The organism is Roseburia lenta (genome assembly GCF_014287435.1).
Lineage (GTDB): Bacteria > Bacillota > Clostridia > Lachnospirales > Lachnospiraceae > Pararoseburia > Pararoseburia lenta.
Genome location: NZ_JACOPG010000001.1, coordinates 629,822 through 654,028 on the forward strand (window position 1 = coordinate 629,822; position 24,207 = coordinate 654,028).

23 protein-coding genes and 1 pseudogene are annotated in these 24,207 nt (G+C 45.2%); 3 read left to right on the plus strand and 21 right to left on the minus strand.

Annotation, left to right across the window (positions count from 1 at the left end):
- The 3 genes from H8R94_RS03220 to H8R94_RS03230 form a co-directional block, all read right to left on the minus strand.
- Positions 1–990, minus strand: coding sequence for an AraC family transcriptional regulator (locus tag H8R94_RS03220; protein ID WP_118280832.1), 990 nt, complete (start codon positions 988–990; stop codon positions 1–3).
- On the minus strand, positions 968–1,423 hold the full coding sequence (locus H8R94_RS03225) for a hypothetical protein (protein ID WP_118280831.1): 456 nt from the start codon (positions 1,421–1,423) through the stop codon (positions 968–970). The genes H8R94_RS03220 and H8R94_RS03225 overlap by 23 nt, the downstream gene beginning before the upstream one ends.
- Positions 1,424–1,590: 167 nt before the next feature.
- Positions 1,591–2,655: a branched-chain amino acid aminotransferase gene (locus H8R94_RS03230; RefSeq protein ID WP_186853872.1), complete on the minus strand. Its 1,065-nt coding sequence runs from the start codon at positions 2,653–2,655 to the stop codon at positions 1,591–1,593.
- Between the two features lie 232 nt (positions 2,656–2,887).
- Here H8R94_RS03230 and H8R94_RS03235 point away from each other — a divergent pair, with 232 nt between their 5' ends.
- Entirely contained in the window at positions 2,888–3,397 is a 510-nt protein-coding gene (locus H8R94_RS03235; RefSeq protein ID WP_178009589.1) for a flavin reductase family protein, read from the plus strand.
- A 54-nt stretch (positions 3,398–3,451) separates the two neighbouring features.
- Here H8R94_RS03235 and H8R94_RS03240 read toward each other — a convergent pair whose 3' ends face one another.
- The 14 genes from H8R94_RS03240 to hisA form a co-directional block, all read right to left on the minus strand.
- Positions 3,452–4,930, minus strand: coding sequence for a methyl-accepting chemotaxis protein (locus H8R94_RS03240; RefSeq protein WP_186853873.1), 1,479 nt, complete (start codon positions 4,928–4,930; stop codon positions 3,452–3,454).
- A 31-nt stretch (positions 4,931–4,961) separates the two neighbouring features.
- The gene (gene aspS / locus H8R94_RS03245) at positions 4,962–6,752 is read right to left on the minus strand and encodes an aspartate--tRNA ligase (RefSeq protein ID WP_186853874.1); all 1,791 of its coding nucleotides are present in this window, start codon (positions 6,750–6,752) and stop codon (positions 4,962–4,964) included.
- 18 nt (positions 6,753–6,770) lie between these two features.
- Positions 6,771–8,033, minus strand: coding sequence for a histidine--tRNA ligase (hisS, locus tag H8R94_RS03250; protein WP_186853875.1), 1,263 nt, complete (start codon positions 8,031–8,033; stop codon positions 6,771–6,773).
- Between the two features lie 96 nt (positions 8,034–8,129).
- A complete protein-coding gene (locus H8R94_RS03255; protein ID WP_186853876.1) occupies positions 8,130–9,179 on the minus strand; it encodes a GGDEF domain-containing protein in 1,050 nt (349 codons plus the stop codon).
- Positions 9,180–9,267: 88 nt separating this feature from the next.
- The gene (locus H8R94_RS03260) at positions 9,268–9,462 is read right to left on the minus strand and encodes a hypothetical protein (protein WP_186853877.1); all 195 of its coding nucleotides are present in this window, start codon (positions 9,460–9,462) and stop codon (positions 9,268–9,270) included.
- On the minus strand, positions 9,459–10,910 hold the full coding sequence (gene hemZ / locus H8R94_RS03265) for a coproporphyrinogen dehydrogenase HemZ (protein ID WP_186853878.1): 1,452 nt from the start codon (positions 10,908–10,910) through the stop codon (positions 9,459–9,461). The genes H8R94_RS03260 and hemZ overlap by 4 nt, the downstream gene beginning before the upstream one ends.
- A 16-nt stretch (positions 10,911–10,926) precedes the next feature.
- Positions 10,927–11,559, minus strand: a complete 633-nt coding sequence (locus H8R94_RS03270; RefSeq protein WP_118280822.1) for an MBL fold metallo-hydrolase — start codon at positions 11,557–11,559, stop codon at positions 10,927–10,929.
- A gap of 14 nt (positions 11,560–11,573) precedes the next feature.
- Positions 11,574–13,865, minus strand: coding sequence for a RelA/SpoT family protein (locus H8R94_RS03275; RefSeq protein WP_408639002.1), 2,292 nt, complete (start codon positions 13,863–13,865; stop codon positions 11,574–11,576).
- A gap of 153 nt (positions 13,866–14,018) precedes the next feature.
- A complete protein-coding gene (locus tag H8R94_RS03280; protein ID WP_186853880.1) occupies positions 14,019–14,864 on the minus strand; it encodes a GNAT family N-acetyltransferase in 846 nt (281 codons plus the stop codon).
- Positions 14,861–16,075 (minus strand): LL-diaminopimelate aminotransferase, encoded by a 1,215-nt coding sequence (locus H8R94_RS03285; protein WP_186853881.1) that lies wholly within the window; start codon positions 16,073–16,075, stop codon positions 14,861–14,863. Before H8R94_RS03285 ends, H8R94_RS03280 begins: the two co-directional genes overlap by 4 nt.
- Before the next feature lie 57 nt (positions 16,076–16,132).
- Positions 16,133–16,993, minus strand: coding sequence for a diaminopimelate epimerase (gene dapF, locus H8R94_RS03290; protein WP_118534561.1), 861 nt, complete (start codon positions 16,991–16,993; stop codon positions 16,133–16,135).
- A 37-nt stretch (positions 16,994–17,030) separates the two neighbouring features.
- A complete protein-coding gene (locus H8R94_RS03295; protein ID WP_186853882.1) occupies positions 17,031–18,512 on the minus strand; it encodes a hypothetical protein in 1,482 nt (493 codons plus the stop codon).
- The gene (locus H8R94_RS03300) at positions 18,505–19,251 is read right to left on the minus strand and encodes an ABC transporter ATP-binding protein (RefSeq protein ID WP_186853883.1); all 747 of its coding nucleotides are present in this window, start codon (positions 19,249–19,251) and stop codon (positions 18,505–18,507) included. The genes H8R94_RS03295 and H8R94_RS03300 overlap by 8 nt, the downstream gene beginning before the upstream one ends.
- A gap of 26 nt (positions 19,252–19,277) precedes the next feature.
- Positions 19,278–20,057, minus strand: coding sequence for a phosphoribosylformimino-5-aminoimidazole carboxamide ribotide isomerase (gene hisA, locus H8R94_RS03305; RefSeq protein WP_118280815.1), 780 nt, complete (start codon positions 20,055–20,057; stop codon positions 19,278–19,280).
- A gap of 196 nt (positions 20,058–20,253) precedes the next feature.
- Here hisA and guaB point away from each other — a divergent pair, with 196 nt between their 5' ends.
- Positions 20,254–21,714: an IMP dehydrogenase gene (guaB, locus tag H8R94_RS03310; RefSeq protein WP_186853884.1), complete on the plus strand. Its 1,461-nt coding sequence runs from the start codon at positions 20,254–20,256 to the stop codon at positions 21,712–21,714.
- 87 nt (positions 21,715–21,801) lie between these two features.
- Here the strand turns inward: guaB and H8R94_RS03315 are convergent, their stop codons facing one another.
- From H8R94_RS03315 to H8R94_RS03325, 3 genes are read right to left on the minus strand one after another with little or no spacing between them, the layout of a single operon-like run.
- The gene (locus H8R94_RS03315) at positions 21,802–22,050 is read right to left on the minus strand and encodes a hypothetical protein (protein WP_118280813.1); all 249 of its coding nucleotides are present in this window, start codon (positions 22,048–22,050) and stop codon (positions 21,802–21,804) included.
- A gap of 31 nt (positions 22,051–22,081) precedes the next feature.
- Positions 22,082–22,582, minus strand: a complete 501-nt coding sequence (locus H8R94_RS03320; protein WP_186853885.1) for a phosphatase PAP2 family protein — start codon at positions 22,580–22,582, stop codon at positions 22,082–22,084.
- A 1-nt stretch (position 22,583) separates the two neighbouring features.
- Positions 22,584–23,273, minus strand: coding sequence for a peptidoglycan recognition protein family protein (locus H8R94_RS03325; RefSeq protein ID WP_118534556.1), 690 nt, complete (start codon positions 23,271–23,273; stop codon positions 22,584–22,586).
- 277 nt (positions 23,274–23,550) lie between these two features.
- On the opposite strand from H8R94_RS03325, the pseudogene H8R94_RS03330 reads away from it, so the two are divergent.
- Positions 23,551–23,751 (plus strand): annotated as a pseudogene (locus tag H8R94_RS03330) (sodium/glutamate symporter); the annotation flags it as partial.
- Positions 23,752–23,816: 65 nt separating this feature from the next.
- On the opposite strand, the gene H8R94_RS03335 reads toward H8R94_RS03330, so the two are convergent.
- On the minus strand, positions 23,817–24,167 hold the full coding sequence (locus H8R94_RS03335; protein WP_118534555.1) for a hypothetical protein: 351 nt from the start codon (positions 24,165–24,167) through the stop codon (positions 23,817–23,819).
- Between the last annotated feature and the right edge of the window lie 40 nt (positions 24,168–24,207).

Consider the following 24,207-nt stretch of genomic DNA (forward strand, 5'->3'; position numbering starts at 1 on the left):
CTATCCTAAATTCTTTTCTTCTTTATCTGTCCGCTTTGCGGTCCGGTATTTGCGCGGCGAAATACCATAGGTCTTTTGAAACAACCGATGAAAATAAGAAACATTTTCATAGCCCACCGCCACTGCGATATCCGCCACGGTCAGCCCGGATGTTTCCAGCAGATATGCCGCCTGACGCATACGCTTTTGCTGCACCAACTCGGTATAAGTCGCACCGGTAAAGGAATGAATGGCGCGGCTCAGCCAATACACATCATAATGGAGCATCTGCGCCAGTTCGGATAATTCACCATCCTTGTAATGCTCCTCGATATAACGATATACCGACATCAAGAGTTCCTGATTTTTATTGTCTTTACCAACACTGACCAAGTCGGTATAATTCATCAGTTGCAGTAGCAGCAAGCCCATGGTCGCCTGGTTGATGCTCCGCTTGTTGGGCTGTTTGTTATGTATGGTCCAGATCAGATTCTCCATGAGATTCTGGATGGGCAGCACCCCTGACACCTGAAAGTGCAGATAGGAGACATCCGCATCCTTACTCTTTAAACATTCCAGAACAAACTTACGGATCAGGTTGTCCTCCTCGCCCATCATAGAGAGGGCATAGTCAAAAAAAGCCGGTAAGATGATAAAGTTGACAGCAATATCATCCTCGCCTGCCGGATAGATCTCCTGCGTGGCGTTCTGGTTTAAAAAAAGCATTTCACCGGTCTTTAACTCGATCCGATCACCATTGACGATATGCGTGGTCTGTCCGGAACACATATAGATGAGTTCCACATAATTGTGTGTGTGCGCCGGAAAATGCACAAAGCGGGTATGGGTACGGATCTCTATGGTCTTACCACTCTCGATCAGCCGCTTGTAATCGACCATATGGGTCTCCGGCTCCATATAGATTCCGCGATCCACATCGACCTGTCCCTTAAGATAGCCCTGTTCTTCATCGCTGATCTGTCTTAATTCATTCAGCAGTTCCTGATTCATCTGACTCCTCTAATCTGCGCCAATCTTCTTCCCGCATCTTGTCCTTCATCCGATGTTCCTTTAAATATCTTCGCACAAAGCATAAGAGGACAATACTGATGGTAGATATCAGATCATCCAACGGTGTTGTCGTCGTGACAACGATCATATGACGTGCCACTAAAAAGATGATCGTCTCCAAGACATTATCTGCGGTCGGCCTGCATAACATTTTCAAAAATTCAACACCGATCACGACCAGAAATACCTGTTCTAAAAACTCCAGCATTGCCCCAGCCGTTGAACGGTTCTCCCACAATTCACCCACATGTGGGATCAGCGCGATCAGCGCGATCACGACCGCAATAAAAACAAATATCGCTGCGATCAACTCTAAAATGTGACACAATTCCGTCACCCATTTTTTGACATAACCATAAACCTTATCAAACATAAATACTCCTCTTTCATCTTAAATCCTAGTTATCCAATTAAATATTATCGTATTATCCTTACCCACGTCAAGCCCATTATATGCAGGCTTCCTCCAGCGACCCAAAAATAAAAAAGCCCGATCAGATCCTGTCTGATCGAGCCCTTCATTTATCCTATTCTGCGATCTTATTCTACAACCTGTGTCCATCCGTAAGGATCTTCGATCTTGCCCCACTGGATGCCGGTCAAAGTATCGTATAATTTCTGTGTTAATTTGCCTGTCTTGGCATCGTTGATGACAACAACATCATCCTTGTAACGAAGTTCTCCAACCGGTGAGATAACAGCTGCTGTACCGGTACCAAATACTTCTTCCAAAGTACCGTCATGCCCTGCCTTCATCAGATCGTCTACAGAAAGACGTGTCTCGTTGACCTTGTATCCCCAATCACGAAGCAAATGGATCATGGAATCTCTGGTAACACCCGGAAGTACGGTTCCCTCGATCGGTGCAGTGTAGATCTCGCCGGCGATCTTGAACATGATATTCATAGTACCAACTTCTTCTACATATTTACGATGCTCACCATCAAGCCAGAGTACCTGTGCATAGCCCATCTTCTCAGCCTTAACCTGTCCTAAGATAGATCCTGCATAGTTACCGCCACACTTGGTAAATCCGGTACCACCCTTTACGGCACGAACCAATTCATCCTCAACCAGAATCTTAACCGGATCAAGTCCTGTTGCATAGTATGCTCCAACCGGGCAACAAATGATCATAAACTTGTAAGAAGATGCCATATGCACACCAAGCGCTGCTTCTGTAGCAAACATAAACGGACGGATGTAAAGAGAAGTATCCGGCTCAGATGGAACCCAATCTGCTTCCTGCTTTACCAGTGCTCTGACTGCTTCTACAAACATGTCCTCTGGGAATGCCGGCATACAAAGTCTTGCGTTGGAATTGATCATACGTCTTGCGTTCATTTCCGGACGGAACAACTGGATCTTGCCCTCAGCGGTACGATATGCCTTCAAGCCTTCAAATGTCTCCTGTGCATAGTGCAGTGTCACACATGCCGGATCCAATTCGATCGGTCCCTGTGGTACGATTCTAGCATCGTGCCATCCCTGATCCTTGTCCCAGTCCATGATAAACATATAGTCTGTCATGTACTTACCAAATCCAAGATGTTTCTGATCTGGCTTTTCCTTTAACTGCTTACGTTCTTCAAATCTAATTTCCATGATTTCTTCCTCCATATATTGCATAATCGCAGATGAAATCCTGCAAAATTTCTCTGTTTTTCTTATTATCTTCCTCTTTACAAGGCTTGTCAAGAATACAGTCTATAATTATCCTGCATTTTTCTTAGGCTTTTTTGTATATTTTTTCATTCCCCACAGGCAATGGTTCTTGAAAGCCTTTTTCAAAAATAATATAATGGTAAAAATAAGAAAGATACGAAGGGAGTACATTATGCATACATTTCAACCATATCCTATGAATATGTTAGAGTTTAATCCTTTTCAAAAGATCGGTAGCGAATGGGCAGCCGTGACCGCAGAGGCAGACGGCAAAGCCAATGCCATGACTGTTAGTTGGGGCGGTGTCGGTGTCATGTGGGGAAAAAACGTAGCCACCATCTATATCCGTGATTCCCGTTACACAAAGGAACTGATCGATGCAAGCGATACATTTTCTATCAATTTCTTTGAAGATGATCATATGCACAGCACACTGAATTACCTGGGCAAGGTTTCTGGTCACAATGAGGATAAGATCGCCGGAGCACGTCTGCATATCAACCACATGACAGGCACTCCGTTTTTAGACGAAGCCAAATTTGTCATCCTCTGTAAAAAATTATCTGCGACCCGCATAACAGCCGATCAGTTCATTGATCCGACCATCGCAGACAAGTGGTATGCGGATGGCGATATGCACACCATGTATATCGGCGAGATCACAGATGTCTTAGTCCGCTAATATATGCTCATACCCAAAAGCCCGGATGCTGTTTGCACCCGGGCTTTTTATGTATTACTGTTCGTTTGAGATCGTATCCTGTAATTTTTCTACTTTTCCATGCAATCTGCCAATAGTATCGGAGAAATCCTGAATGGTGTCGTAAATCATGACAGCACCATCTACACCGTTTCCGGATAGTTCAGAAACACGATTGGTATTTTCAGAAACACTCACTACACTGTCAACGATCTTGGCTGTGTTATTGGACACCTCATTGACACCATCAATGATACCATCCACCATAGTCTTTAACTTACCGACATTATCCTTGGTCTGTTCAAAACTGCTGTTGACATCCGCAATCTTGGTATTCTGTAACTGAATCCCCTCTACGCAGTGATTCATCTTTTCTACAGATTGATTTGCCACAGAGATCAACTGGTTCATAATCTGTGTAATCTCTTCCGTAGAGTTCTTGGTCTGCTCTGCCAACGTACGGATCTCATCGGCTACTACGGCAAATCCCTTGCCTGCCTCGCCTGCTCTGGCTGCCTCGATCGACGCATTGAGGGCTAAGAGGTTGGTCTGGCTGGAAATGGAAAGAATAGCATCCGTGATGCTGGAAACGCCCTGGATCTGTGCTACCAGATCGGTAATGATCTGATTGGTCGCTTCGATATCTCCCGATACTGCCTGTGCCTGCGTGCGCATATCCTCTGAAAGGACAGCACCTTCGCTGACTTTTTCATACACTTCTTCCGCATTCTGCTGGACACGTTCTGCACTTGCCTGTGTTTCCTGCACGATTGCATAAATGTTCTGTGTCAATTCGGACTGATGGCTCATTTCCTGACTGTTCACGGAAGATGCGGAAGAAATATCACTGAGTGCACCCTTATTTTCATTTGCCTGCTCTGTGATGTCATGCATGCCATCCGTGACCACATGGAAATTATCCAGAATGTCCTGTGAGATCTGTCCCACCTGATTTGCCACCTCGATGGCTTCATTGGTCTGCTTTTGGATCTGATCCATATTATCCTTGGTTGCATTGTAGATACGAAATACCGTATACATGCTAAAGAAACCAAACAGCATAGTAGAGATCAACTCTATGGTTGCATCTTCCCCTGTCATCTGTCCCTGTACAGATCGATATCCAATACTTACCAGATTGATGATGACTGTTGCAGCAGTACCGCAAGACACCAGACGGACATTCTGATACACAATTAAAGCATACACTGTTATAAATACAATCGGATATATTTTGGCTGCTGATGTGAATGTCACAGCAATATAAGGAATCAGATACATGACTGACATCTTGATATGCGTATTTTCTTCGCTTCCCTTACACAATCCCCAGAAAGATGCCAATATAAAACATACCAGCATAACTACCATGCCCGGCGCAGACATGGTGTGCGTGATCAGCATGATCAGCAGCCAGCCTAGGAAAGACATACCGTAGATCATCACCCCTAATTTATTTGATCTGGCGGTCTGTTCCGGTGTAAGTGCAATTGCTTTCTTTGGTTTCTTTGCCATAATTTATACCCCTACCCTTTCTAGTACCTGATTATTCTTCTATGTTTTCTAACGCAAGTCCCAACTCATCTAACTGTGCCTGATCAACCGGTGTCGGAGCCTCTGTCATCAGACAGGATGCATCCTTGACCTTCGGGAAAGCAATCACATCACGGATAGAATCCGCATGCATCATCAGCATGATCATACGATCCAATCCAAATGCCAGTCCTGCATGTGGCGGTACACCATAAGAGAAGGCATCCAGTAAGAATCCAAATCTCTCATGTGCTTCTTCATTGGTAAAGCCAAGTGCATTGAACATTTTTTCCTGCACATCGCTCTGATAGATACGGATACTACCACCACCAAGTTCACAACCGTTTAATACGATATCATATGCCTTTGCACGGACAGCACCCGGATCACTGGTAAGTTTGTCCAGATCTTCCTCATAAGGCATGGTAAACGGATGATGCATGGCAACAAAACGGTTCTGATCATCTGACCACTCAAACTGTGGAAAATCCACAACCCAAAGGAAAGCAAATTCATTTGGATCATAGAGATTAAACTCTTTTCCTAACTGTAAACGCAAGGAACCTAAAACTTCCCATACGATCTTATTGCGGTCTGCTGCAAACAAAAGTAGATCTCCCGGCTGGCCATCCATAGCAGATACCAAAGCGGCAAGTTCTTCTTCTGTCATAAACTTGGCAAAGGATGACTTGTAAGTGCCATCTTCGTTGATAGAAAGATATGCCAGTCCCTTGGCACCACAACCCTTAGCATGATCTACTAACTTGTCAATCTTTTTGCGGGACATTGCTGCCTGACCTTTGACATTGATACCACGGACACTTCCGCCATTTTCCAAAGCACCGGTAAATACGCCAAAACCGCATCCGGCAACAACCTCTGATACATCTATCAGTTCCATGCCAAAACGGACATCCGGCTTGTCAGATCCAAAACGATCCATAGCCTCCTGCCAAGTCATGCGCTTGAGCGGAAGTGGTACTTCTACGTCAAGTGTCTCCTTGAATACGCGGGCGATCAGACGCTCATTAACATCTAAGACATCTTCCATATCTACAAAAGACATCTCCATATCCACCTGGGTAAATTCCGGCTGACGGTCTGCACGCAGGTCTTCATCACGGAAGCACTTTGCAATCTGGAAATAACGATCATACCCAGAGCACATCAACAACTGCTTAAATAACTGTGGTGACTGTGGCAATGCATAAAAACTGCCCGGATGCACACGGGACGGTACCAGATAATCTCTGGCTCCTTCCGGTGTGGATTTCTGTAAGATCGGTGTCTCGATCTCTAAAAATCCTTCATCCTGTAAGAAAGAACGGATCACACCCATAACACGGCTTCGCATCATCAGATTCTTTTGCAGATCCGGGCGACGCAGATCCAGATAACGATATTTCAAACGTAATTCTTCCTTGGTCTGGATACCGGCTTCGATCGGGAATGGCGGTGTCTGTGCCTCAGAAAGCACGCGGAGCTGCGTTGCGAACACCTCGATATCTCCTGTTTTTAAGTTCTCATTGACGGCTGCGGAACGCTTCTGTACCTTGCCGACGATAGCAACCACATACTCGCTACGCAAAGTTCCTGCCTTGGAAAATCCTTCGCTTCCGATCACAGGCTCATCAAAGACTACCTGCATCATACCACTGCGGTCTCTTAAATCAACGAAGATCAGACTTCCTAAATTTCTTCTTTTCTGCACCCATCCCATCAGCGTAACTTCCTCGCCGATCATAGTGTTATTTACTTCTGTACAACGGTGACTTCTGTGAAGCCCCTGCATAGACTCTGCCATGTTTTTTATCCTCCTGCCTTAGTCTCTATTGAAAAATTCTACGAATTCTTCGTAGCCTTCTTTTTGTAATTGTTCTTTTTGGAACTTTTTGTTCTTGTTCATACGAACGACCTGTACCTGTTGTCCGTTTTCTCTGGCTTCTTTTGCCTGCTTTAAGACCTCCGTCAGTTTCTCTGCCGGATACTTCTTTTCTACCAGATAAGCCACTTTCTTTGGGCGCTCCGGAATCTCAAATCCCTGCTCCATCAAAAGTAAGATGATACGCTCAAATCCAATGGAAAATCCGCAAGCCGGTACATTCTGTCCTGTAAACTTGCCGATCATTTCATCGTAACGACCACCGCCGCCACAAGATCCGCCAAATTCCGGGATTGCGATCTCAAAGATGGTTCCTGTGTAATAACTCATACCACGCACAAGAGTCGGATCAAATACCAAAGCAAAATCCGCAGCCTTAGCCGCCTCAACCGTCTGGGCGATCTCACGCAGATTGCCGGAGATTTCTTCATCTAAATATCCACCCAGGGTCTCCTGTAAAAATCCTACGCCCTCAGCCACGTTTTTTTTGTCTGCCAATGCATCAAAAAGTCCAAGATACTTATCGACGCTTTCCTTTGCATAACCATTTTCCAGAAGTTCTGTAGAAACGCCCTCGATGCCGATCTTGTCCATCTTATCCAGTGTGATAAAAATACTGTCGTAATCTTTTTCTTCAAAACCACTGTAGGAAGCCATAGCCTTTAAGATACGACGTTCATTGATACGGATCTCAAAGCCGGAAAATCCAAGACGCCCCAGTGTCGTGGTCGTAGCAAGGATCAATTCGATCTCTGCCATATTGGACGGCTCGCCCAAAATATCAATATCGCACTGGGTAAACTGGCGATATCTGCCTCTCTGTGGGCGGTCTGCACGCCATACATTACCGATCTGCAATGCCTTAAAAGGACTTGGCAGATCATTGGCATTATTAGAATAGAATCTGCAAAGTGGCACAGTAAGATCATAACGCATACCAAAGTCCACCACATCGTTTTCTTCCTTCGCAGTGTCCAAATGCAATTTTTCGCCTCTTTTTAACACCTTAAAAATCAGTTTTTCATTTTCGCCGCCCTGCTTGTTGCTCAGGTTTGCGATATTCTCCATACAAGGTGTCTCGATCGGTGTAAATCCAAACTCACGATAGGTCGTCTTGATCACATTGGTCACGTAATCACGGATTTCCATCTCTCTTGGCAAAATATCTTTCATACCATTGACCGGTTTCTTACTTAAAGCCATTTCATTTCCTCCAGTATTTACATTTTCATTTCATTATAATCCGTATTCTTTTAAGAAGCAACTTGATCGTTTTACAAATTGCAGAAGGACGCAAAATCACACCACACAGTCTCTTCCTTTTTGCTTGGCCTGATATAACTTGTCATCTGCACGACTGAACAAGGCTGTAATCTCCATATCCGCTACATAACGCTCTATACCGCAACTGAAAGTAAAGTCTTCTCCACACTTTTGTCTGCCAAAAGCCTTGTAATCCTGACGCATCTTTTCCAGTAGATCGCGCACCTGCTCCTCCGTCATTTGCGGTAGAACCAGAAGGAACTCTTCCCCGCCAAAACGTACCGAAATACCATCGTCCGGCAGGTAACGGTTCATAATATCCGCAAATCCAATCAGCACTTCATCTCCAAAAAGGTGACCGTATTTATCGTTGATCTTTTTGAAGAAATCAAGATCCATAAGTGCTGTATAAAAATCCGCATGCGCTGCTCCCATGATCTTTTCCATGTAATGGTTGAGATATCTGCGGTTGTAAAGTCCCGTCAAGGAATCATGATCTGCCGCAGACCGCAACTGCTCGGTCATTGCTTCCAGGCGTTCCTTTTGCCGTCTCTGCTGGGCACTGCCTAGGGCGGTAATCAAAAAGAGGCTAATCATTGTCACAATAAAAGAACACAGTGTTGTGCTCAGTGCGTTTATCTCAGTCACCGGCTCAATATGTACCGGGTAATAATATGTCAGAAGTATCGTGCATATATCCTCTGCAATGGCGATAGTGCCAAATATAAAGGCGTGCTTCTTTTTCATAAAGTTCGCTATTGCAACGATCGCAAGCACCATATAGGCGATCGTTCCACTCTTATATACATAATACAACATAGGGAACTCCATCAGTGCCACCATCACAATGATGATATAGGATGCTCGAAGTACATGCCTGCTGACAGATCCCCAGATCGTCACAACCAACATAACAAGCGCGCAGACCGCACAGAGAATCGACGGAACCGTCCATCCGTATATGATGACATTACCTAAAAATCCAAGCGTATTTCCAATGCATCCGGCTGCTCCAAGAATATGAAATTGCTGTAGCCCGACATTCTCTGAGGCTTCAAATCTTTTCTCATCTTTTTTGTTTCTCATTTCTATGATCTTCGCTCCATACATGGTAGTCTTACATTTTTCTTCAGCACAAAGTCTCCCTTTTATTATACGCAAAATACAATCTCGTTCAAGGCAATTCTTGATTATTTTCCACGGCATGTAAGACACTGCAATGGTCTCGATTTTCTTTACCATTGCGCATTTCAAAGACTTCGCCCAATGCCGAAAGATCCTTCTGGCATTGGGCGATGAAAACCGCCAGCACATTTTCATAAGTGGGCACAATGATCTGCTTCAGAGCCTGTGCAAAAAAGACATTCATCTTTCTGAAAAAAGTTCCCGCTTTCTCTCAATCATCTCATCAATTCTTTCAATATAGAGTCCAACATCCTTGACATTCTCACACCTTGTCACTGTCAGTCCATGGTCACTCACACATTTGCAGGCTGCTCCTGCCCCAAGCGCCACGATCGACTGCTTCTCCTCCATGATGAGTATATTGTAAAGTCCAGCCTTGCCTTCCTTGGCAAAGCCAATGTTTTCCAGATTTCCGGTCATATTCTTCTGGCGGTAGAGATAATAAGGTTCCATGCCCAGTGCCTGCGCCGTCCGGTGTGCAAGCGCCATATGCTTCTCAGAATTTTCCATGTGAAGGTCCTGATATTTATCCCATTCCAGATTCAGCCTTGCAGACCTCTTGATCGCCAGTGAATGTACGGTCAGATTGTCCGGATCCAGTTCCTTTATCACAGACATGGTATGTTCCACATCCTCCATATGTTCTCCCGGCAATCCCACGATCAGATCCATATTGATGGTCGCAAATCCCACCTCTCTTGCCAAATGAAAACTGTCTATCACCTGCTCGACCGTATGGTGTCTTCCGATCAGATCCAAGGTCTTTTGGTTCATGGTCTGCGGATTGATGGAAATACGACCGATTCCGTGTCGATGCAGGGCTTCCAATTTATCCCGGGTGATACTGTCAGGTCTTCCCGCTTCCACAGTAAACTCTAAAAGATCAGATAAATCCAGGCTTTCTTCGATCTTGGTCAGAAGCCGATCTAACTGGTCGGCACTAAGACTTGTCGGTGTGCCGCCACCAATATAGATGGTATCTAAGACCTTGTCTTTAAAATGCTCTGCAACAAAATCAATCTCTTTAAAAAGAGCCTCTAAATACGCATCCACACGCTTTTTCCAGATACCGATCGGATAGGAGGTAAAGGAACAGTAAAGACAGGTACTCGGGCAAAATGGGATCCCGATATAAAGACTGTATCCATTTTCATAATCCACCGGTGCTAACAATCTATGCTCTTTCTTGGCAATTTCCGTGCATAGCGTCTCCTTTTCCTCGGAGATCAGATAGGTATCTTTCATATAAGTACGAATTGCCGTCTCATCGGCCCCCTCTTCCAGCATCCGCAGTGGGATCTTCGTCGGTCGGATTCCTGTCAGCGTTCCCCACGGCAGTTCGCGTCCTGAAATCTCCTGCAATATTTCATATAGTAAGCGCTTCAGTCTGTTTTTGGTATCTTTTCTATCCTGATAACAAACGTCGCATCTTCTCGTCGTTTCAGCATCCTTTATCTTCCATGTGATGGTGATCTGCTCCATGGCATAGGTCACGGCAAAAGAAAACGATACCTTCTCCTGATCTGCCTTTGGATTCGTATCCACAAGAATTTCTTCCTGTGGATAGAAGGCTTTGATCAAAGAGTAGATATCGTATTCAAAATTCGCTTCATTTAATTTTACTGTAATCATTTATCTCTTCACTTTCTTAGAGAAATGGATTGTACATCCGCTCCTGTTCAATGCTGGTTTCCACATCATGCCCCGGATAGACAATGGTATTCTCAGGAAGCGTCATGAGTTTGTTTCGCACAGATTCTACAAGAAGTCTCGCACTTCCACCCGGAAAATCCGTGCGTCCGATGGAACCGCAAAAAAGAGAATCTCCGGAAAAGACAATATCCTCTCTCGGAAAATAGTAACAACATCCGCCCGGTGTATGTCCCGGCGTAAACAGAACCCGGATATGGAATCCTGCAAGGTCGATCTCCTGCTCGTCCTTTAAAAAGATATCTGCATGATAAGTCACGGCACCGCCAGCCATAGGTCCTGACAAATTGATGCGGCTATCGGCCAAAGTCTCTGCCTCCTTTTCATGGGCATAGACCAAAAGGCCGTACTTTTCTGCCAAACTTGCTGCCGCCCCGGCATGGTCAAAATGTCCATGGGTTAAGAGAATGGCCACCGGCTTTGCCTGCATCTTTGTCAATGCAGATACAATACGGTCAGCCTCCGCGCCCGGATCCACAATAATCGTCTCTTTTGTCTTTTGGTTCATCACAAGATAACAATTGGTCTGCACCGGTCCTACCACCAGATGCACAATCTGTCTGTCACTCATATGCTTTCTCCCATCTAGCCTGTCGTCCTTTCCACATCGATCACAGAATCGATCTGCTTTAACTTTTCGATCAGACTACGCAATTCGTTCTTGCTCTTGGTTCCAAAATTGACCACGATCGTCGCAATGCCCTGCTTACTGGTCTTAGAAAAGATAGACTTGATATCTATATCACGCTCTGTAAATACTTTGGAAACATCTACCAAAAGCCCGGTTCTATTGTTGCCGTAAATATGGATCTCTGTCTGATAAACTTCACCGGAACGCTGTTCAATGGCATCCGGCTGCCACTCTGCTTCGATCAGGCGTTCTCTTTCACTATCCGGCAGGTTGAGCACATTGATGCAATCCGTACGGTGGATGGAAACGCCTCGTCCACGCGTCACGAATCCAACGATCTCATCCCCCGGCACCGGTGTGCAGCATTTAGAGAAACGGACAGAAACATCATAAAGCCCCTTGACGGTAATACCGCTCTTGGACTTGTGTTCCTTTTGTTTTTCCTTTGCCGCAGGTGTGTTGTCCTCCGGCTGGTTATTTTCTGCCAAGATATCCTCATCCGTGATCAAAATCGGATGATCCTTCTTGTATGCTTCATACATACGGTTGACAAGTTGCCCCTCTTTCAAGCCGCCATGCCCTACGGCTGCAAGACAGTCATCCCAGCAATGGAAACCATACTTGCGGATGATCTTTTCCTGATATTCCGGTCGGTTGATATCGGAATAATTGATCCCCTTTGCCTTGGCAGAAGCCATCATGAGTTCCTTGCCCTTGATGATATTTTCTTCCTTAAACTCATTGCGGAACCACTGATTGATCTTGTTCTTTGCCTGTGTACTCTTGACAACATTTAGCCAATCCCGGCTCGGTCCTCTGGAATTCTGGGAAGTCAGCACCTCGATACGGTCTCCATTCTGGATCACATAATCGATCGGCACCAACTTGCCATTGACTTTGGCGCCCACCATCTTGTTACCGACCGCTGAATGGATGCTGTAGGCAAAGTCGATCGGTGTGGAGCCGTTCGGCAGATTCTTGACATCACCGGATGGCGTAAAGCAAAATACCATATCCGAAAAGAGGTTGAGATCACTTTTCAGCAGGCTCATGAACTCCTTGTTGTCCGACATGTCTCTCTGCCACTCCAAGATCTGGCGCAGCCAACTCAACTTTTCTTCTTCTTTGTTGATCGTGGCACCCTCGCCACTCTCCTTATATTTCCAATGCGCAGCAATACCATATTCGGAAGTCCTGTGCATATCATAAGTACGGATCTGTATTTCAAACGGTGTACCTGTCGGTCCGATCAGAGTCGTGTGCAATGACTGGTACATATTTGGCTTTGGCATAGCAATATAATCCTTGAAACGCCCCGGGATCGGCGTATACATCTCATGGATGACACCAAGTGCCGCATAACAATCCTTGACCGTCTCAACGATAATACGGATGGCAAAAAGATCATAGATCTGATCGATCGTCTTGTGCTGGTTGACCATCTTGCGGTAAATGCTAAAGAAATGCTTGGCACGTCCCTCGATGTCAGCCTCGATACCGGCCCCCTTCATGTGCTGTGACACCTCGGCAACCAGACCGTCAATATAAGCCTCCCGCTCCTGCTTGCGCAGTGCCACCTTTTCCACCAGATCATAGTAGGCTTCCGGCTCCAGATATTTGAGCGACAGGTCGTCCAGTTCAATCTTGATCTTGGAAATACCAAGACGCTGTGCCAAAGGCGCATAGATTTCCATGGTCTCTCTCGCCTTTTCCTTCTGCTTCTCCGGTGTCATATATTTAAGGGTACGCATATTGTGCAAACGATCCGCCAGTTTGATCAAAATAACACGGATATCCTTTGCCATGGCAAGAAACATCTTGCGGAGATTTTCTGCCTGCACTTCTACCTTGTCCGCATCATAGGACAACTGTCCCAACTTGGTAACACCATCTACCAAAAGCGCTACTTCATCAGAAAACTCTGCTGAGATCTCCTCGATCGTCATAACGGTATCTTCTACCACATCATGCAAAAGTCCGGCAACGATCGTCTCCTTATCCATTTCCAGATCTGCCAAGATGATGGCAACGCAAAGCGGATGGATGATATAAGGCTCGCCCGACTTACGGCACTGCCCCTCATGCGCTGTATAGGCAATGTGATATGCCTTTTCGATCATGGTAATGTCCGTGTTCGGGTGATACTTACGGATGCGCTCGATCAGTTCACGATGCAGTTCTTCCGGCTCAACAAAATCCGCAGTGGCGATAATGCCCTTGCGTTCCCGGTCGATACTCTGTTCCATCTGTTCTAGTTGTTCTACAGTGAAATCTGCCATTCGTCATCTCCCCTTTCTGTTTCTGATACTCTCCACGAGCAAAACCAAAAAGTAGCACAAATTTTACCTTTGATTATAGTTAAAATTCTCCAAAAAAGCAACAAATCTCGCGGGATTCCTTTACAAATTATAAGAATAGATCCATTCGTCCGGCATTTGTTTTCCCTGAAATCCCATTTTTTCCAAAAATTGCCGCGATGCCAGGTTTCTTTCGTCCACATGGCTGATGATCCGCTCCATGCCGAGTTCGTCTTTTGCATAGGAAAGGATCGCCTGACAGACTTCCGTGGCATAGCCTTTTCGCCAGTGCTCCGGTGTGATCAGATAGCCCAGTTCTGCCTCCCCTTCCCGACAAGGTTCCCGGTACTCCAGACCTGCACGCCCGATGAGTTTGCCGGAGTCTTTTTCAAAGACCAGCCACATACCAAATCCATAAAAACCGTAAATACGCTCGATATAAGTCTCCTCATACAGCCTTTCCTGCTCATACTCATACAAAGGTTCAATAAAATCGGTCACATGCGGCTTGGCATATAAGGCAAAAAGGTCGTCCAGATCATCCATGCAGAATTCGCGTAGGCGGCATCTTTTCGTCTCTAAGATCTGCCATGGGATCCCGTGATACCTTTCAAAGACCCGGACAAAATCCCGGTAGGTCACCTGTTCCAGACTGAGCACCACATAGTTTGCCTGCATCATTTCATCTTCCTCTGCCTGAAATCCAAGCACAGCGATCCCCAACCCCTGCATCTGCTTTGCCATATCCGGCGAAGTCGTCAGGCAGATGGTCGCCGCCATATCCGAAAGATCAAAAAGTACTGCCACATTCTCCGGTTCCAAAAAGACCACCTTTTGAAAAAATGGCGTATTTTCTTTCAAATACGCCATTTGTCTTTCATAATTCTGCGGTGTGAATTTTTCTTTTTCTATATAAACCACAAGATTTTTTAAAGTTAATGTTTTCATAGATTTTTAATACGTTCCAGTGCGCGCACGGAATTTTCATAACTGCCAAAGGCTGTCAGTCTGAAGTAGCCTTCTCCGCTTGGTCCAAATCCGCTTCCCGGTGTTCCTACCACATTTGCCTTCTCCAGTAAGAAGTCAAAGAAATCCCACGAGGTCATATGATCCGGTGTCTTTAACCAGATGTAAGGTGCATTGATGCCGCCATAGACTTCGTAACCGGCATCCTTGAGTCCGGTGTAGATGGTCTTGGCATTGTTCATGTAATAGCCGACCTGTTCTTTGATCTGTGCCTGTCCGGCATCAGAATATACAGCCTCGCCTGCACGCTGGATGATGTAAGGTGCGCCGTTGAACTTGGTTCCATGACGTCTTGCCCACATGCCGTTCAAAGAAACGCCGTCACATACCAGATCCTTTGGTACGACCGTAAAGCCAAGACGAACGCCGGTAAATCCTGCATTCTTTGAAAAACTGCGGATCTCGATCGCACAGGTCTTTGCTCCCTGACATTCATAGATGGTATGTGCCACATTGCTCTCGGAAATATATGCCTCGTATGCAGCATCGTAAATGATAATAGCGCCAATACGGTTTGCATAATCAACCCATTCCTGCAACTGATCCTTGGTCAGTGTGGTTCCTGTCGGATTGTTTGGCAGACACAGGTAAATGATATCCGGGTTCTCCTTTGGAAATTCCGGTACGAAATTATTTTCTGCCGTACATGGCATATAGATCACGTTGCTCCACATCTGTGTATTTGCATCGTATACACCTGTTCTTCCTGCCATAACGTTAGAATCAACATAAACCGGGTAAACAGGATCACAGACAGCGATACGGTTGTCCACAGAAAAAATCTCCTGAATATTACCGGAATCACTCTTGGCTCCATCGGATACAAAAATCTCATCCGCAGAGATATCGCATCCTCTTGCCTGATAATCATGTGCCACGATGGCATCCCGCAGGAAGGCATAACCTAAATCCGGTGCATAGCCGTGGAAGGTCTTGGCATCTCCCATCTCATCCACTGCCTTATGCATGGCCTCGATCATAGCCGGCGCGATCGGCTGGGTCACATCCCCGATACCCAGACGGATGATGTCTGCCTCCGGATGTGCCTCTGTAAAGGCATTGACTTTCTTTGCAATATTGCTGAACAAATAACTTCCTGGTAATTTTTGATAATTCGTATTGATCTTGTACATCTTCATTCTCCTTTTATGTCCATTCACAAGTTACTTTTGCTGTCAAGTTCTATACTCCTATAAATCGATTTCCCCGGAAAAAACCTCGGTTGCCGGACCTGTCATAAAGACATGGTTGGTCTTTTCGTCATAGACGACCTCCAGATGTCCGCCCAGAAGTTCGATATCTACACTCCGTCCTGTGAACCCGTTAAGATAGGACGCAACTGCCACAGCACAGGCTCCTGTACCGCAGGCAAGTGTTTCGCCGGAACCGCGTTCCCACACGCGCATACGCAAATGATCCTTGTCGATCACATTGATAAATTCGGTGTTGACCCGCTCCGGGAAAAGTTCATGTTTTTCAAAGACCGGCCCCACTTCCTCCAGCGGAAAATCTCTGACATCCTCCCCGATAAAGGTGATGCAGTGCGGATTTCCCATAGATACGCAGGTAATATCATAAGACCTGCCCTTGATCTCTAATGGCTCCGCCACGATCGCTTCCCTTCGATCGTCCGCCAAGCCAAGGACAGATGCTTTGACGGGAACCTGCGCCGGAATGAGTTCCGGCTCTCCCATATCGACACGCACCTTACTGACCTTGCCATCTTCTACCGTCAGTTTCAATGTCTTGATGCCGGAAAGAGTGTTGACCGTGATCGTCGTCTTGTCTGTCAGACCATGGTCATAGACATATTTTGCAACACAGCGGATGCCGTTTCCACACATTTTCCCACGGGAGCCATCTGCATTATACATGTCCATTTCAAAGTCTGCCACATCAGACGCTTTTATCAGGATCAGCCCATCCGAACCAATGCCAAAATGACGGTCACTCACTCGAATGGCGGTTTCTGAAATATTGGGAATGACTTCCTTTGTGCAATCTACATACACATAGTCATTGCCACATCCATGCATTTTTGTAAATTTCATATGACGTTCCTTTCTCTTCTTTTTCTAACAGACCTGCTCAAAGACCGATTCCAAGCCCCACCGCAAGAAGAAGCGGTATTGCCACACCGGGTAGCCATCCCAAGAAAAAGGATGTGCTCTGCCGTAAGATCTGATTCTCCGATAGCATAGAATAATCTGCAAATTTTTTATCTATCTTAGCACCATAAAAGGCTGTTAGCAAACAGTAAGCAAGGCTGCATAGGAGAAAACCAAGACTTTCTAATATGCCAAAAGAAAACGCTAATCCCAGGAAAATACAAGATACGACCGCAACCGGAATGGTGATAAAAAGGTTTCTCTTGACCAGCAGTCCCTCCATATCTTTCTCCTCCATAGGCATAGATTCCATGATCCAATGCCGCTTTCCCTCCATGGAAAATCCGCAGTAACTACTGCTTCCCATACCGAGCAGTGCCAACAGTAGACAAAGGATCACAAGGTCAACACGTCCTCTGTCACAGTCAGCATATAAAAATTGCCTGATCTCCTGCGCCCTCAACAGGCAAAACGCACTCGACATAAGCGCATACATGGGGCCGATCAGCGTACTTACCATATAAGACCGCGAATGGATCCACTGACTCCATAGTCTTTCTTCCAAAGCCCGATGCTTGGTTTTTGCCTCCTGTGTGCCATAAGAAAACGTTTTATATACTTTTGGCGCGCGCAGTGCCAGCACGATTTCCTGATAGGCGACCAGCATAAATAAAAAGAAGAATAAAAACCAGACGGAGGAGGCTACCAAAAACAGGAAGAAAAAGGCTCCGTTATTTTCCACAACACCATTTTGATACATCCTGCCAAAGGAGTAGTTGGCACAGATTGCCCGGATGATCTCAGACTGATCTTTATGCATCGACACCGCATTGGATACATTTCCTATGGAATTTCCCACCAGAAGTCCCATGACAAAAAGCACTGCCAGCATGATCATCGAATGCAGTAAGTTGCTGTTTTTGACGGAACAAAGGATGAGTGCCAGGAAAATACCCGCCAGAGATGCGATCCCGGTGATCGGCAGACAGGTAAAACATAGCCCCACGATCCAACGTCCCAAAAAGCCCCCATCTACAGAAACTGCCATCAGATATGCCTGTAAAAAAGGAATATTGCTCAAAAGAACCAGTATGGTACATTCTACATACAAGCGTAAAAAGATCAAAAACACATGCCAAAAGGTACTGATGGGCAAGGATAAAAGAAATAGGGCATTATCATCACCGGCTAAGAGTTCATTGATCTTGATCATAGTAAAGATCAGCGTGAGAAGGCTTCCCAGCAGATAGCCTAAGACCGGTAAGACTCCTGCAAGCCCGCCCTTTGACAAAGTCTGTCCCAGATAATAGCAGACACCATACAGAACAAATGCCAAAAGCAGTGGCACCAGACTTCGCAAAAAGAAAGCGATTTTTGCTTTGCCGCTTTTTGCATAACGGAATTCGCTAAAACGAAAGATCCCATCCAACTGTAATTTCATCAAAAGTGCCAAACTACGCATGGCTTTCCACCTGCGCTTTCGCGAGTTCTAACTGTTCCAAAAAGACCTCCTCCAAGGAAGCCTCCCTGGTCAGTTCCTCTACACTTCCACTCACAACGATATGCCCATGATCGATCATGGCGACCTTGTCACACAACTTTTCTGCCACTTCCAACACATGGGTCGAAAAGAAGATAGCACTTCCCTGTGCACACAAGGCGCGCATCTCTTGCTTTAATACCGCAGATGCCTTGGGATCCAAGCCCACAAAAGGTTCATCTAAGACCAATAACCTGGGCTGGTGTACAAAGGCACTGATCAGGGCTACCTTTTGCTTCATACCATGGGAATAGGAAGATATCAGATCTCCCAAGGCTTCCTTGATCTCAAAGGCATCCGCGATCTTCTCGATACGTTCTGTCCGCACCTCCGTCGGCACTTCATAAATATCTGCGATGAAGTTGATATAAGAAATCCCAGTCATATATTCATACAGATCGGGATTATCCGGGATATATGCCATCTTTTTCTGGCATTCTTTCTTGGCTTCCCAAAGTGTTTTCCCATCAATATAGATTTCTCCATTATGGGAGGATAAGATGCCAACAATCGACTTGATCGTTGTAGATTTGCCGGCGCCATTGTGCCCGATAAAGCCAAAGATCTCTCCTTCCTCTACCTCAAGTGACACATGATCCACTGCCGGCTTTTGTCCATCATAAGATTTTGTAAAATCTTTTAGTTGCAATACTGTCGCCATTTGCTTCCCCTCAGCACTCCTCTTTTCTATACATCCTGCACGTATTTTAAGACAGTCTCATAATTGAGATTGCCGCCAAAAAGATCCAGTGCCGAACCGATCGTGATATTGATCCTGCCGTCACCGATCTCCTTGATGTGTGTAATGTCCTGATAATCAGAAATACCTCCCGCATAAGTGATCGGGATCTTGCCCCAGTCTCCCAAAAGGCGGACCAGATCTTCCTCGATCCCCTGGCACTTGCCCTCGACATCCGCCGCATGGATCAAGAACTCATCACAATAGGAAGAAAGCCGATCCAGTAACTCTGTCGTGATCTTTTCCTTGGTAAAATGCTGCCAACGATCTGTCACAATGAAATAATCGTCATCTGCCCTGCGTGCAGAAAGATCTAAGACGATATGTTCCTTGCCAACCGCCTCCACCAATCTGCCTAAATTCTGGTAATTGACCTTGCCATCAGAAAAGACATAGGACGTCACGATCACATGACTGGCTCCTTCCGCCAAAAAATATGCAGCATTGTCCGCTGTAATGCCTCCACCGATCTGCATGCCTCCCGGGTAAGTATGGAGTGCCAAGAGTGCCTGTTGTCTGGTTGCCTCATAGTAGGGACTGTCCGACTTGTTCAGCATGATCACATGCCCGCCTTTCAATCCATCCTTTGCGTAAAAGTCTGCAAAAAAATCAGCATCCCGCTTAGATACAAAATTCTCATTTGCCTGATCGCCCTCATCCTGCAAAGAAGCTCCAACGATCTGTTTCACCTTGCCATTGTGTATGTCGATACACGGTCGGTATTCCATAATAATATGTAGTTTCCTTTCTTAAAAAATCATTTGGATTGAGCATAGCACACTTTGTACGAAAAAGAAACCTTTTGTTCTACTTGCCTATCCTCTGCTATTTTGTTAAAATATCATATTAAAGTAGGGCTTGGTTGTCTTGCCGAACCTGCTAAAATATGAAATACGAGTGAAAAGAAAGAGAGGAAAACACACAATGGGTACAATTATTGGCGAAGGCATTACTTTTGACGATGTATTATTAGTCCCTCAGTATTCTGAGGTTACCCCTAATATGATTGATCTGACTACCAATCTGACCAAAAAAATCAAGTTAAACATTCCTATGATGAGTGCAGCAATGGATACGGTTACCGAATCCAAGATGGCGATTGCCATGGCTCGTCAGGGTGGTATCGGTATCATTCACAAGAACATGTCAATCGAAGCACAGGCTGAAGAAGTAGATAAGGTAAAGCGTTCTGAGAACGGCGTTATCACAGATCCATTTTATCTTTCACCGGAACATACCTTAAAAGATGCTGACGAACTGATGGCTAAGTTCCGTATTTCCGGTGTACCGATCACCGAGGGAACCAAGTTAGTCGGTATCATCACCAACCGTGATCTCAAGTTTGAAACTGATTTTTCTAAAAAGATCAAAGAATCTATGACTTCTAAGGAAGACGGTCTGATTACTGCCAAAGTCGGTATTACCTTAGATGAAGCAAAAGCAATTCTTGCAAAGGCACGCAAAGAGAAGTTACCAATCGTGGATGATGACTTCAATCTCCGTGGTCTGATTACAATCAAGGATATTGAAAAGCAGATTAAGTACCCATTGTCTGCAAAGGATGACCAGGGTCGCCTGCTCTGTGGTGCCGGTGTTGGTATCACTGGAAACATGATGGAACGTGTTGAGGCTCTTGTAAATGCCCATGTTGATGTTATCGTTATGGATTCTGCTCATGGTCATTCTAAGAACATCATTGAGGCTGTTAAGAAAGTTAAGGCTACTTATCCGGATCTTCAGGTTATCGCAGGTAACATCGCTACCGGTGATGCTGCAAGAGCATTGATCGAAGCCGGTGCCGACGCTGTCAAGGTTGGTATCGGACCTGGATCTATCTGTACGACCCGTATTGTTGCCGGAATTGGTGTTCCACAGATCACTGCGATCATGGACTGCTATGCCGTTGCCAAAGAATATGGTATCCCGGTTATCGCTGATGGTGGTATCAAGTATTCCGGGGATATCACAAAGGCACTTGCTGCCGGTGGTAACGTATGTATGATGGGTAGCATGTTTGCAGGATGTGACGAGGCTCCTGGTACTTTCGAGTTATTCCAGGGAAGAAAATACAAGGTTTACCGTGGTATGGGTTCCATCGCTGCTATGGAAAACGGAAGTAAAGACCGTTACTTCCAGGAAGGTGCTAAGAAGTTAGTACCGGAAGGTGTGGAAGGACGTGTAGCTTACAAGGGATCTTTGGAAGACATGATCTTCCAGCTCGTTGGTGGTATCCGTTCTGGTATGGGTTACAATGGATGTCCTACCATCCCGGAACTTCAGGAAAGAGCAAAATTTGTCAAGATTTCTGCTGCTTCCTTAAAGGAAAGCCATCCGCATGACATTCACATCACAAAAGAAGCACCAAACTACAGTGTGGACGAATAATTTTCACTTCAAATAGTAAGAAAAAGAACAGCCATGTCCTATATGTGACATGACTGTTCTTATATTTTATGCAATTTTTACCTTTTCCTACTCGTCACGAAAATGACCTGCTATGATATCAAAGATACACCAGATACCTCCGCCTGCCGTAGATGCAAGAAATATCTTGATAATGCAGATCAATAGGGATTTCTTTGTCAATGTTCCTGCCATAAATCCAACATAAAGGAAACGCACCGGACGGATGAACAACCAGTAACCGCCTACATAAATGGCAAGAATTGTTCCCAGCAAGCCCAAAAGCACTGCTGTCACTTTTCGTATGTTTTTCTTCATATTTTACTCTCCCATATATGGCTTGCGTCATCTAAAAGATCACATAAAAACCTAAAAATCCGATCAAAATTCCGAGAAATGCTCCCGCGATCACATCATGAATATAATGCACACCACCGATCACACGTATCAGGGCAAGAAATACACCCGCCACAAAGATCACACCTGCTATCACCGGAAAAACAGGCATAAAACTCATGCCGATGATAAAGATTGAAAAGACATGGCGGCTCGGAAAACTCTTTCCCTTTGTATCTTTTTGAATAAGTGATCTGATCTGCATCTGCTCATAAGGACGTGGTGCGTTGTAAACACGTCGGAATATGCTGACAACCACAAAGGCAACTCCCGGCACTAAAACAGTGTGATATAGCATCTCATATTTTTCTGAAAAAAGCAAATACAAAAGAAGCATAGGATATGCTGCCATCGTAAGTAATGTGATCACACGGTTTAGCCCCAGCATAAGTCCAAGCATTCCCGGATGCTTTCGTAAAGCATCTGCCATCTGATTATACTGCTCTTCGCGCATCCTACTCCTCCTGCACTTCACCATGCGTATCAATATATTGATTGACATCTGTCAAAAACTGTTGCCAGGCATCCTCATGCTCTACATAATAAAGTGGGCATTTTTTACCCGTCACATCATAATGACGAATGACATCGTCCGTTGTCAACTGAAAACGTCCCATCAGATATGCCGTCAACTCCACAAGCGAATCGTAAGTCTGCTGATTAAACTTACCTGTTGCATCCGGGTGACAACACTCAATGGAAATCGTGTCGTTGTTTCTGTCATTGGAAGCATAACTGATCTCATTGGTTGGGATGCACTGCACGATCTCTCCGTCAAGACCCACAATAAAATGACTGCTGGCCATAGTCTCATGACTGTCTTTTAATCCTTCAAAATAATTACGGTTCTGGATCGCAGTGGAACCCGGATTGGCGGTATAGTGTATCACAATCCCCTTGACTTCATTCATCGCAAGTCCCGGTCTGGAATAATCATTGATGGATAAGAGTTCCACATCAAGTTGCGGCTGCTGACTCACTACCTTATGGGCTGTTCTGCCCGAAAATACTTCAACTACCTTGTGTCCGATTCCCAGAAGTATTGTGATGGCACCAACTGTTGCTAAAAAGAGAATCACGATCTCCAAGATCAATTTTTTCTTTTGTTTTTTTGTAAATTTATGTCTTTTCTTCTTCGTTGCCATAAATCTATTATAGCCTTTTTTTTCATTTTCTCAATGCACAATAAAAAAAAGGTGCCAGAAATAAACCAGCACCTTCCTAAATGTACAAAGCCGGATATAAAACTCACGCTATGTATTATAAACTGTATATATGAACCTGGGCGGATATCGGTGGCATGTACTATTCTTTTGCCAACACTTTTTCCGCACTTTCCAATGAAAGCACTGACGCCTATAAAAAAAGTACAAATCTGCGCGCAATCGCAGGACTATACACCGAAGCCTGCCAACTCGTGGACTGGGCGGCATCAGTCTTTCCCTCTTTCTCGGTATGGCAATGATCACCTTGAAACTTTGGGAACTTGCCTCTTTGGCACTGCCACTCATCATCTTGCTGGCTGCACAGGTTCTACTCATGATCGTCTTTACCTACTTTATCGAATTCAACATCATGGGGCGCGATTATGATGCCGCCGTCCTAGTTGCCGGAACCTGCGGATAAGTAGTAAATAAAAGGAACACCGCCTCTTTGATTATAAAGACCGGTGTTCCTTTTCTTATTCCTTAATTGGCATTTGTATTGTTTGGTTTGGTCGTTTTATTGTTGTCTGTCATATTGTCTGTGGCATTTTCCACACCATTGGTCACATCTTTGACACCATCGGATACACCGTCGGTCACATCCTTAACGCCGTCGCCTACACCATCGACAACATCATCAATGATGCCGCCGCCATTGTCCTCCGTCTTTGTGTCATCACTTGTGTCCTTCTTGTTGCCTCCGGTCGCGTCGTTGACATTCTGCGTTTCGTTCTTATTATTGTCGGTTGTGTTCTTGTTAGTTCCGCAACCTACAAAAGTAGCGAGTGCCAATACCGAAAGTGCCAATACCAGCAGAAGTTTTCCTTTTTTCATCGCGATATTCTCCTTTACACAATTTACCTCGTTCCTTGCA

What these genes read in the sequence shown, in the direction of transcription:
- H8R94_RS03220 (WP_118280832.1), bottom strand. Translation starts at nt 990, where the DNA reads ATGAATCAGGAACTGCTGAATGAATTAAGACAGATCAGCGATGAAGAA.
- H8R94_RS03225 (WP_118280831.1), bottom strand. Translation starts at nt 1,423, where the DNA reads ATGTTTGATAAGGTTTATGGTTATGTCAAAAAATGGGTGACGGAATTG.
- H8R94_RS03230 (WP_186853872.1), bottom strand. Translation starts at nt 2,655, where the DNA reads ATGGAAATTAGATTTGAAGAACGTAAGCAGTTAAAGGAAAAGCCAGAT.
- H8R94_RS03235 (WP_178009589.1), top strand. Translation starts at nt 2,888, where the DNA reads ATGCATACATTTCAACCATATCCTATGAATATGTTAGAGTTTAATCCT.
- H8R94_RS03240 (WP_186853873.1), bottom strand. Translation starts at nt 4,930, where the DNA reads ATGGCAAAGAAACCAAAGAAAGCAATTGCACTTACACCGGAACAGACC.
- aspS (WP_186853874.1), bottom strand. Translation starts at nt 6,752, where the DNA reads ATGGCAGAGTCTATGCAGGGGCTTCACAGAAGTCACCGTTGTACAGAA.
- hisS (WP_186853875.1), bottom strand. Translation starts at nt 8,033, where the DNA reads ATGGCTTTAAGTAAGAAACCGGTCAATGGTATGAAAGATATTTTGCCA.
- H8R94_RS03255 (WP_186853876.1), bottom strand. Translation starts at nt 9,179, where the DNA reads ATGAGAAACAAAAAAGATGAGAAAAGATTTGAAGCCTCAGAGAATGTC.
- H8R94_RS03260 (WP_186853877.1), bottom strand. Translation starts at nt 9,462, where the DNA reads ATGAATGTCTTTTTTGCACAGGCTCTGAAGCAGATCATTGTGCCCACT.
- hemZ (WP_186853878.1), bottom strand. Translation starts at nt 10,910, where the DNA reads ATGATTACAGTAAAATTAAATGAAGCGAATTTTGAATACGATATCTAC.
- H8R94_RS03270 (WP_118280822.1), bottom strand. Translation starts at nt 11,559, where the DNA reads ATGAGTGACAGACAGATTGTGCATCTGGTGGTAGGACCGGTGCAGACC.
- H8R94_RS03275 (WP_408639002.1), bottom strand. Translation starts at nt 13,865, where the DNA reads ATGGAACAGAGTATCGACCGGGAACGCAAGGGCATTATCGCCACTGCG.
- H8R94_RS03280 (WP_186853880.1), bottom strand. Translation starts at nt 14,864, where the DNA reads ATGAAAACATTAACTTTAAAAAATCTTGTGGTTTATATAGAAAAAGAA.
- H8R94_RS03285 (WP_186853881.1), bottom strand. Translation starts at nt 16,075, where the DNA reads ATGTACAAGATCAATACGAATTATCAAAAATTACCAGGAAGTTATTTG.
- dapF (WP_118534561.1), bottom strand. Translation starts at nt 16,993, where the DNA reads ATGAAATTTACAAAAATGCATGGATGTGGCAATGACTATGTGTATGTA.
- H8R94_RS03295 (WP_186853882.1), bottom strand. Translation starts at nt 18,512, where the DNA reads ATGCGTAGTTTGGCACTTTTGATGAAATTACAGTTGGATGGGATCTTT.
- H8R94_RS03300 (WP_186853883.1), bottom strand. Translation starts at nt 19,251, where the DNA reads ATGGCGACAGTATTGCAACTAAAAGATTTTACAAAATCTTATGATGGA.
- hisA (WP_118280815.1), bottom strand. Translation starts at nt 20,057, where the DNA reads ATGGAATACCGACCGTGTATCGACATACACAATGGCAAGGTGAAACAG.
- guaB (WP_186853884.1), top strand. Translation starts at nt 20,254, where the DNA reads ATGGGTACAATTATTGGCGAAGGCATTACTTTTGACGATGTATTATTA.
- H8R94_RS03315 (WP_118280813.1), bottom strand. Translation starts at nt 22,050, where the DNA reads ATGAAGAAAAACATACGAAAAGTGACAGCAGTGCTTTTGGGCTTGCTG.
- H8R94_RS03320 (WP_186853885.1), bottom strand. Translation starts at nt 22,582, where the DNA reads ATGCGCGAAGAGCAGTATAATCAGATGGCAGATGCTTTACGAAAGCAT.
- H8R94_RS03325 (WP_118534556.1), bottom strand. Translation starts at nt 23,273, where the DNA reads ATGGCAACGAAGAAGAAAAGACATAAATTTACAAAAAAACAAAAGAAA.
- H8R94_RS03335 (WP_118534555.1), bottom strand. Translation starts at nt 24,167, where the DNA reads ATGAAAAAAGGAAAACTTCTGCTGGTATTGGCACTTTCGGTATTGGCA.